Origin of the sequence: Neorhizobium sp. JUb45, from assembly GCF_004343585.1 — a bacterium.
Lineage (GTDB): Bacteria > Pseudomonadota > Alphaproteobacteria > Rhizobiales > Rhizobiaceae > Neorhizobium.
The window spans coordinates 33,595-47,228 of record NZ_SLYW01000002.1 but is presented as its reverse complement, the minus strand read 5'-3'; the positions used below and the strand labels follow the sequence as shown (position 1 = coordinate 47,228).

Genomic DNA, 13,634 nt, shown 5'->3' with positions numbered 1-13,634 from the left:
TGCGGGAAGCTGCACCGGCCTTTTCCATTGAAGACATGCAGGAAAATATGACGGCCCTTCGCCGCTATGTTGCGAGGCACAGCCTCTCAGAAATCAGGCCACGTCCGCCATCGGATCGGAACTCAGCGACAGTTCAAGCCCGTTCTTGCCCTTGGCCTTGACGGCGTAAAGCGCCCGGTCGGCGCTTGCAAAAATATCCTTGGCCGGCATGCCCGGCACGATCAGCGCCGCACCGACAGAACCGCTGATCTTGAGTTTGGCGGGATAGGAACCAACCCAGCATTCCAGATTGGTGACAATACGCCTGCCGATGACTTCGAGCGCGGCTGGACTATTGCATTCCAGGATGATCGCGAACTCGTCACCTCCCAGGCGGGCAATCAGGGTCGCGGCCGGCGCCGCCTCGACAATCCGGCGTCCGGCATCCTTCAGGCATTCATCGCCGGCCTGGTGGCCCAGCGTATCGTTGATGGCCTTGAAGCCATCCAGATCGACAAGCAGCAATGCCTGTGGCTTCGACATCTGCCCGGCCACCGCGTCATCAAGAACAGCTTCGAACTTCATGCGTGACGCAAGCCCGGTCACCGCATCTGTTTCGGCCAGCTTGCGGATATGCTCGAACGTGTTCTTCTCCGCGGTGATATCCTGCTTCATGCCAAAAATGCGGACAGGCTTGCCCCCCTCCCTCTCCACGATCGCGGTGATGCGGATCCAGCGAAGATTGCCCTTGGCGGTGATGATCTGCGCGTCGAGCGTAAAACCATCGCCCTCGCAGAGGGCCGCACTGCGAAGCTCCGTCAACTTCCGGCGGGATTCGGGCTTATACATATCCACCGTATCCTGCCGTAGCAGCGGTGAACCGGGCTCGAGCTCGAACAGGTCATAGACGGTATCGGTCCAGGTGATCGACTGATCCGGCAGAGTGCATTCCCAGATACCCACACGGGCCGCCTTGAACGACCTGTCGAACAAGGCCTGAAGGCGATCGAACTGCACAGAATTTGAGGCGCTGGCCGGAAGGATTTTATGCGCGTGGTGGTCCGGCCCGGTGACCGGCTGGGCGCGAGAAGAGCGCAATTTGTTCTGCATGAACGACATTCCCCACACACCGATATCATATCGGCGCTTATCAAAAGCCAGAATGCGGCAAAAACATTGCGTTTTCGTTGCCGGAAAAGCCTTTGTCATCAAGGAATTGGTGGGCTTGCGACAGTAAATACACGCGGTGATTGAAGGAAGGAAACACGCCAAATCATGTGGGGAGAATAATGAGGACCAGACTGGGGCGGGAAACGTCCCCGGTGGCGGGTTTTCAATCCCGGTCGGATCGCAACCAGGTCACGAGTTACGACAAATTCGGCGTCAAACGAGATAGGCAAAATCAAGCACTTAGACCTGACTGTTGATTTCCACTGAGAGCTGACCCGGCGCAGCCCGATATTTCCATTGAGAATTGGCTCTGACTCACATTTGCTGCTGTTGAAGATGATGCTTCCGCTGGTTCACCGGAGGATCAAATATGCAACGACGATTTCAACAAGCGCGCCTCGCGCCGTCCGGCTTTGCAGTCGATGAAGTAATGGTTGTCGCAGAGTGCGTTCAAGTTCGGTTGCGATCACGCGCTGCCTCAGGAACTTGCCCGTCATGTGGTCGGCAAAGCCGGCGAGTTCAAAGCCGATATCTACGCCGGCCCGCTGACCTGCCCTTTGGCGGTCGGCGAGTTGAGCTGGCGATCGTGGCGCGTCGGTTTTGGTGCGATGCCGTTCTGTGCGGTCGGCGAATCTTCTGCGAACAGTTCGATAGTGGCGTGCTGGCACGTTACGGTCGGCGCACCCAGCGGCTGGAGACCATCGTTCACCATCTTGGTTTAGCGCTTGGAGGCAGACCGGCGGCGGCCTTTGCCAATCGTCTGATGGTACCAGTGAGCAATGACACACTGCTGCGGGTGGTTCGCCGCCGTATTGCCGATCAGGACGATGAACTCACCGTAATCGGCATTGATGATTTTGCTTTCCGGCGAGGCCAAACCTATGGGACGATCGTCTGCGATCTGGAGCGGCGGAAGCCCGTCACCCTCCTACCGGATCGAGCATTAGACACGTCTCGAGCGTGGCTTGCTGAGCATCAGTCGATCTCCACCGTCGCTCGTGATCGGGGCGGCGGCTATGGTGAGGCCATGGCGAAGGCGCTGCCCAATGCTGAGCAGGTAGCTGATCGCTGGCATCTAATGGAAAATTCCAGTCGAGCCTTCCTCGATGCGGTTGGCAAGTCGATGCGACAGATCAGACAGGCGGTCGGCAGCAATGTCGTTGATCCCAAGCTCCTGACATACGCTGAAAAGCTGCAGTATGAGGGGTATCTACGCCGCCAGGAAACGAACGAGGCGGTCCGGGAGCTGTCGAAAAAGGGAACATCAATTCGGCAGATTGTGCGGCAAACCGGCCATAGCCGGAAGCTCGTTCGCGACGTTTTAAGGGGGCAGCGCCTCGACGTGTTCCGAACGCGGCCCAGCTCTCTGGATAGCTGGCTGCCTTGGCTCAACAGCCGCTGGGACGAAGGGGCACGGAATGCTTCGGCACTCTGGCGTGAGATGAAGACGAAGGGCTTTGCGGGACAAAGTGGCGTCGTATCGCAATGGGCTCAACGCCGACGCCTTGCGGAAAAGGCCAATCAGAGTGGGCTCGCTAGGACACCATCGGCACGTGTCATCGCTCGGCTCATGACCACCGCGCGCGATGACCTTGCCAAGTCCGAAGCGATCCTCGTGGCGGCGATCGAAGTAAACGTCCCGGACCTTGTGATTGCCTGTACGGCCATCGGTGACTTCCAGTCCATGATCCGCTCAAAGACTGCCCGAAAGCTTCATGAGTGGCTGGAAGCGGCCAGAAACAGTCTTGTCGGATCGTTCGTCGGCGGTGTCGAAAAGGACCTCGACGCTGTGAGAAACGCGATCATTTCACCGTGGTCGAATGGACAAACGGAAGGACAGATCACACGCTTGAAGCTCATTAAACGCCAGATGTACGGAAGAGCAAAGCTCGATCTGCTGCAAGCGCGCTTGATCGGTGCGTCGTAAGAGCGGCACGTCAGCAAATGTGCGTCAGAGCCACTTCTCGGTGGAAACGCCGGGTCAGCTCTCAGTGGAAATCAACAGTGTGGCGCTATCGCTGCCCCGCGATCCCCAGCCTGCATCAAGCAATATTTTTCATGGAAAATTTTTCAATTGCAACGTCTGACGTTGATCAGCTCTCGGCGCCACACACATGCGCCGCTCACAAGCAATCATAAAATGCACACGCAATCCGACACACGCGTTATTTATAATATATTGCTAAAACATCACACCCCGATCAAAATCAACCATTCCGCGCATTAGTCATCAGACATATTTCCCGCTTCTTGCTATCCAAATTGAAGGCTGAGTCGTTTTGTCTTGCGTCGCTCTGACCGGGTTTTCAACCAGGGGGATGCTTGATGCCGATTTGTGCGCGTTCTGGACCAGTTCGTTTTCCGTCGAGCCGTTTTTCAGGCAGACATCGTCTCCATGCTATAATTCGCCAACTCGCTTCGGCTGCATATCTGCTGATCCTGTGTAGCATCTTCCTCCTTCAGGCCGCAGCTGCCCAGGCGGCACCAACGATCACCCTTGTTTCTCCCAACACAGGCTCCACCGCTGGTGGATCGATCGTGACCATCACCGGCACGGAATTTACCGGCACGACCGTCGTCAGGTTCGGCCTCTCAGCGGCCACAGCAGTGACCGTTGTCAACGCGACCACAATCACCGCCAGAACGCCTTTTCGCCTGACAGCCGGCCTCGTGGACGTGACGGTGGTTGCGCCAACAGGAACGATCGTTGCAACCAATGCCTTCACCTATGTCCCTGAAGCCCCGCCGACAGTCCTTCTGGTCGCACCGCTCACCGGCTCGACCGCCGGCGGTACGAGTGTCACCATCACCGGCACAAATTTTACCGGTGCCACGGCCGTGAGCTTCGGAGGCGTTGCGGCGACAAATGTGACCGTTGTCAACGGCCTCACCATTACGGCGACAACGCCTGCGCATGTTGCCGGTCTGGTTGGCGTTTCGGTCACCACACCGGCCGGCACGGGATCGGGCCTTGGCCTGTTCACCTATGTGCAGCCGCCGCCATTGGTGGTTCTTGCCACGCCGCTAATAGGGTCAACGGCCGGCGGTACGCCCGTCACCATCACCGGTGTCAATTTCACCGGCGCAACTGCTGTCTCCTTCGGCGGAGTGGCAGCCACAGGCGTAACCGTCGTCAACGATCTGACGATTACCGCGATCGCGCCGGCCCATGCGGCCGGCCTCGTGAATGTGGCCGTGACAACGGCGAGCGGCACCGGTTCGGGCATCGGTCTATTCACCTATGTCCAAGCGCCACCGGTCGTCGTGCTGGCCACGCCACTGACCGGGTCGACATCGGGCGGGACGTCGGTGACGATCACCGGGGTCAACTTTACGGGTGCGACGGGCGTCACCTTTGGCGGAACGGCCGCCACAGGCATAACGGTCGTCAACGATACGACGATCACGGCGACAGCGCCGGCCCATGCCGCCGGTCTGGTCGACGTGACGGTCACCAATGCGGGTGGCACCGGGATCGGCCTTGGCCTGTTCACCTATCTGCCGTCATTGCCGCCATCGGTTCTTCTGGTTGCTCCCCTCACCGGCTCGATCAACGGCGGAACAGCGGTGACGATCACCGGCGCCAATTTCACCGGTGCCACGGCTGTCCGTTTTGGCGGCACTGCCGCCACCGGTGTAACCGTGCTCAACGACACGACCATCACCGCAACCGCACCGGCACATGCCGCCGGACTGGTCGACGTGTCCGTCACCGCGTCCGCTGGCACCGGCATCGGGCTTGGTGTCTTCACCTATCTGCCGACCGCCCCGCCCTCCGTGCTTCTGGCCACGCCTTTGACGGGACCAATAAGCGGCGGCACGGTGGTGACCATTACCGGCGTCAATTTCACAGGCGCAACGGCTGTGCGTTTCGGCGGCACGCTGGCGACAGCCGTCACCGTCATCAACGACACGACGATTACGGCAACCGCGCCAGCACATGCCGCAGGTCTGGTCGATGTGTCGGTAACATCGGCGACTGGCACCGGCCTTGGCCTCGGTCTCTTCACCTATCTGCCGACGGCGGTACCGTCCGTCCTGCTGGCCGCACCGCTGACGGGACCTGCTGCGGGCGGCACGCCCGTCACCATTACCGGCCTCAACTTCACCGGCGCGACGGCCGTGCGTTTCGGCGGCACGCTGGCGACCGCCGTCACCGTCGTCAATGATACGACGATAACGGCAACCGCGCCCGCACATGCCGCAGGTCTGGTCGACGTGACGGTAACATCGCCTGCCGGAACGGGCCTTGGCTTGGGGCTCTACACTTATCTGCCGGCACTGCCCCCTACAGGCATAGCCGTTCTTCCGCTGACCGGCCCGACATCCGGCGGAACGCCGGTCACCATCACCGGTGTCAATTTCACCGGGGTAACGGGTGTCAGCTTTGGCGGAACGGCCGCAACCAGCGTGACTGTGGTCAACGACACCACCATCACCGCCACAACGCCCGCCCATGCCGCCGGCATCGTCAACGTGTCTCTCACCTCCCCTGCCGGGACAGGTACGGGTGTCTCCCTGTTCACCTATCTGCCGGTGGCGCAGCCTTCGGTCCTGCTCGTCGCGCCATTGACCGGCCCGATATCCGGCAACACAACCGTGACCATAACCGGCCTCAATTTTACCGGTGCGACGGCCGTCAGTTTTGGTGGAACTGCCGCAACAGGCGTGACCGTCGTCAACGACAATACGATCACAGCGATTACACCTGCCCATGCTGCCGGTATCGTCGATGTCTCGGTGACGTCGGGCGCAGGCACCGGCCTTGGATTGGGACTGTTCACCTATCTGCCGACAATCCCGCCGAGCACGCTCGCCGTGCTTCCGCTGACGGGTTCGACGGCGGGCGGAACGCCGGTCACGATTACCGGTCTCAACTTCACCGGCGCCAACGCAGTCAGTTTCGGAGGCACGCCGGCCACCAATTTCCAGGTGGTCAACAATTCGACGATCACCGCGACTGCACCGGCCCATGCGGCCGGCCTTGTCGACGTCAACGTGACATCGGGCCAAGGAACGGGCGTGGGCACCGGACTGTTCACCTACCTGCCGACGGCGGCTCCTTCCGTCCTGCTGGTCGGCCCGCTCACCGGCTCCATAAATGGCGGCACCACCGTCACCATCAGCGGCCTCAACTTTACAGGCGCAACCGGTGTCACATTCGGCGGCACGGCCGCCACCAACGTCACCGTCGTCAACGACACCACGATCACCGCCACCACGCCGGCGCATGCGGCCGGCCTTGTCAATGTCGCCGTGATGTCGCCCAACGGCACCGGTCTCGGTCTTGGCCTTTTCACCTATCTGCCGACCGCGCAGCCCTCCGTGCTTCTGGTCGGACCGGCGGCAGGCTCCGCGGATGGCGGCACCAATGTTGTCATAACCGGTGTCAATTTCACCGGTACGCTTGAGGTCCGTTTTGGCGGCATCGCAGCAACCGGTGTGACCGTCGTCAATGACACAACCATTACAGCGACGACACCTGCTCATCCAGCAGGGATCGTCAGTGTAGATGTTGAAACGCCGAATGGAACCGGCTTGGGGGCTGGCCTGTTCGTCTACCTGCCGACCGCACAGCCATCCGTTCTCCTGGTCACACCGCCGACAGGCTCGATCGCCGGCGGCACGTCCGTGACGATAAGCGGACTGAATTTCACCGGTGCGACAGGTGTCAGTTTCGGCGGCACCGCGGCAACCAGCGTGACCGTCGTCAACGACACCACCATTACCGCGACGGCACCGCCGCATTCCGTGGGTGTCGTCAATGTTTCCGTCACCGCGCCGGGAGGAACAGGCATAGGCCTTGGCCTGTTCACCTATCTGCCGACCGCGCAGCCCTCCGTCATCCTGGCGGCGCCGCTGGCCGGACCCGTCTCCGGTGGCACGACGGTGACGCTGACCGGTTTCAACTTCACGGGCGCAACCGGCGTCAGTTTTGGCGGCACGCCCGCCACAGGCGTCACGGTGGTCAACGATACGACCATCGTCGCCACCTCACCGGCACATGCCGTCGGCCTGGTGGATGTTTCCGTCATATCTCCTTCGGGAACAGGCATCGGACTTGGCCTCTATACCTATCTGCCGACATTGCCGCCCTCCGTTCTTCTGGCCGCTCCATTGGCCGGCCCGGTCACCGGTGGCACCAGCGTCACCATCAGCGGGCTTAATTTTACCGGCGCCACCTCCGTCAGCTTTGGCGGGGTTGCGGCCACCGGCGTGACCGTTGTCAACGACAGCACCATTACCGCAACAGCGCCGGCGCACCCGGCTGGTCTGGTCAATGTTTCGGTCAGTTCGCCCACCGGTACTGGTCTCGGGCTTGGCCTCTACACCTATCTGCCGACACTCCCGCCCTCCGTTCTTCTGGTCACGCCGCCGGCCGGCGCAATCGGAGGCGGCACGCCGGTGACGATCACCGGTCTGAACTTTACCGGTGCCACGGGGGTTACGTTCGGAGGCACAGCGGCAACGGGTGTCACCGTCGTCAACGACACGACGATTTCGGCCATTGCCCCTGCGCATGCGGCCGGCATCGTCGATGTGGCCGTGACATCATCGACGAATGGAAGCGGGGTGGGCCTCGGCCTGTTCACCTATCTTCCCACGGCGCCGCCATCGGTTCTCCTGGTCGCACCGCTCACCGGCTCAACCGCCGGCGGCACACCGGTGACTATTACAGGTCTCAATTTCACCGGCGCAATAGACGTCGATTTCGGCGGAACGCCGGCAACAGGCGTCACAGTCGTCAATGATAACACGATCACCGCAACTGCCCCGGCACACGCTGTCGGCATTGTTGATGTCTCCGTCACCTCGCCGGAAGGCACGGGTCTCGGCCTTGGTCTGTTCACCTATCTGCCCACATTGCCGCCATCGGTTGTTCTGGTCGCACCGTTGACCGGATCGACCACCGGCGGCACACCGGTGACCATTACCGGTGTCAATTTCACAGGCGCAACGGCAGTCGACTTCGGAGGGACACCGGCAACCGGCGTGACCGTCATCAACGACACGACGATTTCCGCCACCGCTCCAGCGCATGCGGCCGGTATCGTCGATGTTTCCGTGACATCGCCGGCCGGCCCCGGACTGGGTCTTGGTCTCTTCACTTACCTCCCCACAGTGCCGCCATCGGTTCTTCTTGCAACGCCGCTGACCGGCACCGCCAGCGGCGGAACGACGGTGACACTGACGGGCCTCAACCTGACCGGAGCGACTGACGTCAGCTTTGGCGGAACACCGGCCACGAATGTCGTCGTCGTCAACGACACCACGGTCACGGCAACCGCTCCGGCGCATGCGGCCGGCATCGTCAATGTGTCGGTCACAACGCCGGCCGGAACCGGTCTCGGCCTTGGCCTGTTCACCTATCTACCGATCCTGCCACCTTCAGCCATCCTTGTAACACCGCTGACCGGTTCCACGGCAGGTGGAACAGCGGTCACGATCACCGGCCTGGATTTCACCGGCGCCACCGGCGTCAGTTTCGGGGCCACTCCGGCAACGAATGTGATCGTCGTCAACGACAATACCATCACCGCGACAGCCCCGGCGCATGCGGCCGGCCTCGTCAATGTCTCGGTCGAGTCAGGCGCGGGAACGGGGATTGGAACCGGCGTCTTCACCTATGTGCCGACCCTGCCGCCATCCGTCGTCCTTGCCACTCCGCTCACCGGCTCAACAGCTGGAGGAACACCGGTTACATTGACCGGCCTGAACTTCACCGGCGCCACAGCTGTCAGTTTCGGCGGCACACCGGCAACGAATGTCACCGTCGTCAACGATACCACCATCACGGCAACAGCTCCGGCGCATGCCGCGGGTCTCGTCAATGTTTCCGTCACATCGCCTGCGGGAACGGGCCTCGGTCTTGGCCTCTTCACCTATCTGCCGAGCCTGCCACCGTCCGTCGCTCTGGTTGCGCCGCTGACCGGCACGTCTTCCGGAGGAACACAGGTCACGTTGGTCGGCCTGAATTTCACCGGCGCAACCGCGGTCAGTTTCGGCGGCACACCGGCCACGAATGTGACCGTGGTCAATGATACGACCATCACCGCCACAAACCCGGCGCATGCGGCCGGCATCGTCAATGTGTCCGTCACATCACCTCAGGGAACCGGGCTTGGTCTCGGCCTGTTCACCTATCTGCCGACATTGCCGCCATCCGTCGTGCTCGCCTCACCGCTGACCGGCCCGACAACCGGCGGAACGCAGGTGACGCTGACCGGCCTGAACTTCACCGGTGCCACCGCCGTCAGTTTTGGCGGCACGCCGGCCACGAATATCGCCGTCGTCAACGACAGCACCATCACCGCCACCGCTCCGGCGCATGCCGCAGGCATCGTCAACGTCTCCGTCACATCACCATCCGGCACCGGGCTGGGTCTTGGCCTTTTCACCTATCTGCCAACGGCGCAACCGGTTGTTTTGCTGGCCACGCCGCTGACAGGCCCGATCGGTGGCGGAACTCTCGTCACCATCAGCGGGGTGAATTTTACCGGCGCGACCGCTGTGAATTTCGGCGGCACACCGGCGACAGGCGTGACGGTTGTCAACGACAACACGATCACGGCCATCGCTCCGGCCCATGCTGCCGGCATTGTCGATGTGTCGGTGACGACGCCTGCCGGATCCGGTCTCGGACTTGGCCTCTTCACCTATCTGCCGGCATTGCCGCCAGTGGTGATCGCGGCTCTGCCGGCAACCGGCTCCACCGCCGGCGGCACGCCCGTCACCATTACCGGCATCAACCTGACCGGCGCGACCGGCGTTTTGTTCGGCGGCACCGCCGCAACGAACATCACCGTCGTCAGTGACACGACGATTACCGCAACCGCCCCGGCCCACGGCGTTGGTATTGTCGATGTGTCCATCACAACGGCGCAGGGAACCGGGATCGGGATCGGCATCTACGCCTATGTTCCGGCAGCACCGCCAACCGTCGTATTGGTCACCCCGCCCACCGGCTCCACGGTTGGTGGCACGGCTGTGACGATCACCGGCTTCAACTTCACCGGCGCGACAGGCGTGAGTTTCGGCGGCACACCGGCCACCAGCGTGACCGTCGTCAACGACAATACGATTACGGCAGTTTCGCCGGCCCACGCTGTGGGTGTTGTCGATGTCTCCGTCACATCGACGCTGGGAACAGGAATTGGTCTTGGCCTGTTTGCCTATGTGCCGGACCTGCCGCCTTCGGTTGTCGCCGTTACGCCGCTGACCGGTTCGACGGCAGGCGGAACCTCGGTGACGCTGACCGGCCTCAACTTCACCGGCGCCACGGACGTGAGCTTCGGTGGAACACCGGCGACCAATGTCACCATCGTCAACAACACGACGATCACAGCGACGTCGCCGGCGCATGCTGCCGGCGTGGTCAATGTCTCAGTCACATCACCGGCGGGAACGGGGCTGGGCCTTGGCCTGTTCACCTACCTGCCCACCTTGCCACCTTCGGTTTTCCTTGTCTCGCCATTGACAGGCTCGACAACCGGCGGCACGTCGGTCACGCTGACCGGCCTCAACTTCACCGGCGCAACCGCGGTCAGCTTCGGCGGGGCACCGGCCACCAACGTCACCGTCGTCAACGATACCACGATCACGGCGACCACGCCGGCGCATGCGGCCGGTATCGTCAACGTGTCCGTATCGTCGACAGCCGGGACCGGCCTTGGTCTTGGCCTGTTCACCTACGTGCCGACCTTGCCGCCGTCGGTCCTTCTCGTCACGCCGCTGACCGGTTCGACGACCGGGGGGACATCGGTCACGCTCACCGGTCTCAATTTCACCGGTGCGACTTCGGTCAGTTTCGGCGGCACACCGGCAACCGGCGTGACCGTGATCAATGACACGACGATCGTCGCAACGGCGCCACCGCATGCGGCCGGTGTCGTCAATGTGTCCGTCACGTCGCCGGCAGGAACCGGGCTTGGCCTTGGCCTGTTTACCTATGTGCCAACCCTGCCACCGGTGGTCGCACTCGTTACACCAGTCTCCGGCTCGGCTGCCGGCGGAACTGCAGTGACCATCACCGGCCTGAACTTTACCGGCGCAACGGCCGTGAGCTTTGGCGGCACGCCGGCCAGCAATGTCGCCGTGGTCAACGACACCATCATCACCGCAACCACGCCGGCGCATGCCGTCGGTGTCGTCAACGTCTCCGTCACATCTCTGGACGGGGCCGGCATCGGTATCGGCCTGTTCACCTACCTGCCGCCGACAGGCCCGGTCATCCTGTCGCTTTCTCCTGCCAGCGGCCCGACGGCCGGAGGCAATTCCGTTACCATTTCCGGCATCAACCTGACCGGCACGACAGCGGTTACGTTTGGCGGCGTGGCGGCAAGCGGTGTCACCGTTGTCAATGACACGACAGTGACGGTGGTTGCACCGGCCGGCAGTGCCGGCACAGTCAATGTCGCGCTCACCGCAGCCGGACAGACATTTACAGCCAGCAATGCCTACACCTATCTTGCCGCCCCCATAGCCAATGCCGTTGCCGTGACCGTGCCCGGCAATGCCGTCGGTTTTCCAATCCCGCTGAACATAACCGGCGGCCCGGCAGCCTCTGTCGCCGTTGATACGCCACCCAGCCAGGGCATTGCCACGGCATCGGGAACCAGCATCAGTTACACACCGGTGCCCGGTTACTCTGGGCCGGACAGTTTCACCTACACGGCGACCAACGTATCCGGCACATCTGCGCCGGCAACGGTCAGCATCACGGTCACGCCCAATACGCTGGCCTTGTCACCGGCAGGCGGCGAGCTGCCGGCCGGCAATATCGGTAGCGTCTACCCAGGTGCAACAATCACCGCCTCAAATGGCGCGGCACCCTTTACCTACGCAGTCACCGCAGGGACCCTGCCTGTGGGGCTGACGCTGAACGCCGGAACCGGGACGATCAGCGGCACGCCGACCATTGCAGGCCTGTCGAGTTTCACCATAACCGCAACGGATGCTGCCTCTGCAACGGTTTCGGGAGCCTATACGATCAACATCGGCGCTTCCGCGCTGCCGACCGTGGCAACGGTTGCCCCCGCATGGGACACTACCGCCGGCGGTGCGACGGTGACGATCACCGGGACAAATCTGAGTGGTGCAACGGCTGTGACATTCGGTGGTACAGCCGCCACCAATCTGGTGGTTGTCAATGCAACTGCCGTGACGGTGACGGCACCGGCGCATGCGGCCGGCGCCGTTGATGTGGTCGTCATCACACCGGCAGGTTCGGCGGTCGGTACCGGTCTGTTCAGCTATATCGAGCCGGTTCGCCCGGACCCTTCACTGGATCCGGAAGTTATCGGCCTCGTCAATGCCCAGGCAGCGTCGGCGACCCGTCTGGCGCGTAACCAGATCCGCAATTTCCAGAGCAGGTTGGAACGGCTGCACAATGAACGCGAACGCCGTGCCGCCAGCATGGACATCCGTATCGGCACACCTTCCGAACGTGAGAAAGACCCGATCGAACGCCTGATGGATCGCCAGAACGATCCACGCGGTGATGCGATGGTGAGAGCCCCTCAGTCTTCGGCCTCTGATACCTATGGTTATGGCACCGGCAAAACCGGCCCGGTTTCCAGTGCTGCAGGCGGCGGCGCTGGAGCGGGAGGCGGATCGGATGAAGGTGAGGAATTCAGCCGGCTTGCCTTCTGGTCGGGTGGTTTCGTCAATTTCGGCGACCGGGACGACGAGGGGCTGGATATCGGCCACACGACGATCGGCATCAGCGGCGGCTTCGACTACCGCTTCTCGGAAAAACTGGTGGCCGGTCTGGGCATTGGTTATGGCCGCGATCAGGCCGATATCGGCGACAACGGCACGGAAAACCGCGCCCAGTCGTTCAGCGCCGCGCTCTACGCAAGCTACGAGCCGATCGACAATTTCTTCCTCGACACCTTGCTTGGGGCCGGAACCCTGAACTTCGACAGCAAACGGTATGTGACCTCCACCGGCGATATCGCAACGGGAGAGCGCAGCGGCAGCCAGGTCTTTGGATCTGTCACCGCCGCCTACGAAATCAGGGAGGAAAGCTGGCTCGTCTCACCCTACGCGCGGGTCGAGTTCTCCCGCTCCTGGCTGGATGGTTTTACCGAACAGGGTGGCGGTATCTACAGCCTGACCTATGGCAGCCAGACGGTGGATACCCTGTCAGGTGTCATCGGTGTTCGCGCCAACAAATCGTTCGAGATGGACTGGGGTACACTCACGCCGGGCCTGCGGCTGGAATATGTCCATGATTTCGACGGTTCGTCCAAGGTCAAACTCGGTTATGCCGATCTCGGCACGCTTCCTTACGAAATCGACGGACGCGAAACCGACCAGGATTATGTGACACTCGGCCTGTCGGTGAACATGCAGTTCGAGAATGACTGGGATCTCACGCTGGATTACCGGGCAATGTTTGGAGAGGACGGCAATGCGGACCACACGGTGGGGGCGCAGCTGAGGGTGAAATTCTAGGGAGAAGAAACGTTCAGCGAATCCGG

Annotated in this window: 3 protein-coding genes; 2 read left to right on the top strand and 1 reads right to left on the bottom strand. The window is 62.0% G+C overall.

Annotated elements, in window-relative coordinates:
* Window positions 1-93: 93 nt before the first annotated feature.
* Window positions 94-1,089 carry a diguanylate cyclase gene (locus EDF70_RS06810; protein ID WP_132272621.1) on the bottom strand — a complete coding sequence of 332 codons (996 nt, stop codon included), beginning with the start codon at window positions 1,087-1,089 and terminating at the stop codon, window positions 94-96.
* 430 nt (window positions 1,090-1,519) lie between these two features.
* Between EDF70_RS06810 and EDF70_RS06805 the strand changes: the two genes are divergently transcribed.
* Together EDF70_RS06805 and EDF70_RS06800 are read left to right on the top strand one after the other, a co-directional pair.
* Window positions 1,520-3,076: an ISL3 family transposase gene (locus EDF70_RS06805; RefSeq protein ID WP_132272620.1), complete on the top strand. Its 1,557-nt coding sequence runs from the start codon at window positions 1,520-1,522 to the stop codon at window positions 3,074-3,076.
* A gap of 398 nt (window positions 3,077-3,474) precedes the next feature.
* Window positions 3,475-13,608, top strand: a complete 10,134-nt coding sequence (locus tag EDF70_RS06800) for an IPT/TIG domain-containing protein (protein WP_132272619.1) — start codon at window positions 3,475-3,477, stop codon at window positions 13,606-13,608.
* The last annotated feature ends 26 nt before the right edge of the window (window positions 13,609-13,634 follow it).

Coding starts and splice junctions, on each gene's coding strand:
- EDF70_RS06810 (WP_132272621.1), bottom strand. CDS start 1,089: ATGCAGAACAAATTGCGCTCTTCTCGCGCCCAGCCGGTCACCGGGCCG.
- EDF70_RS06805 (WP_132272620.1), top strand. CDS start 1,520: ATGCAACGACGATTTCAACAAGCGCGCCTCGCGCCGTCCGGCTTTGCA.
- EDF70_RS06800 (WP_132272619.1), top strand. CDS start 3,475: ATGCCGATTTGTGCGCGTTCTGGACCAGTTCGTTTTCCGTCGAGCCGT.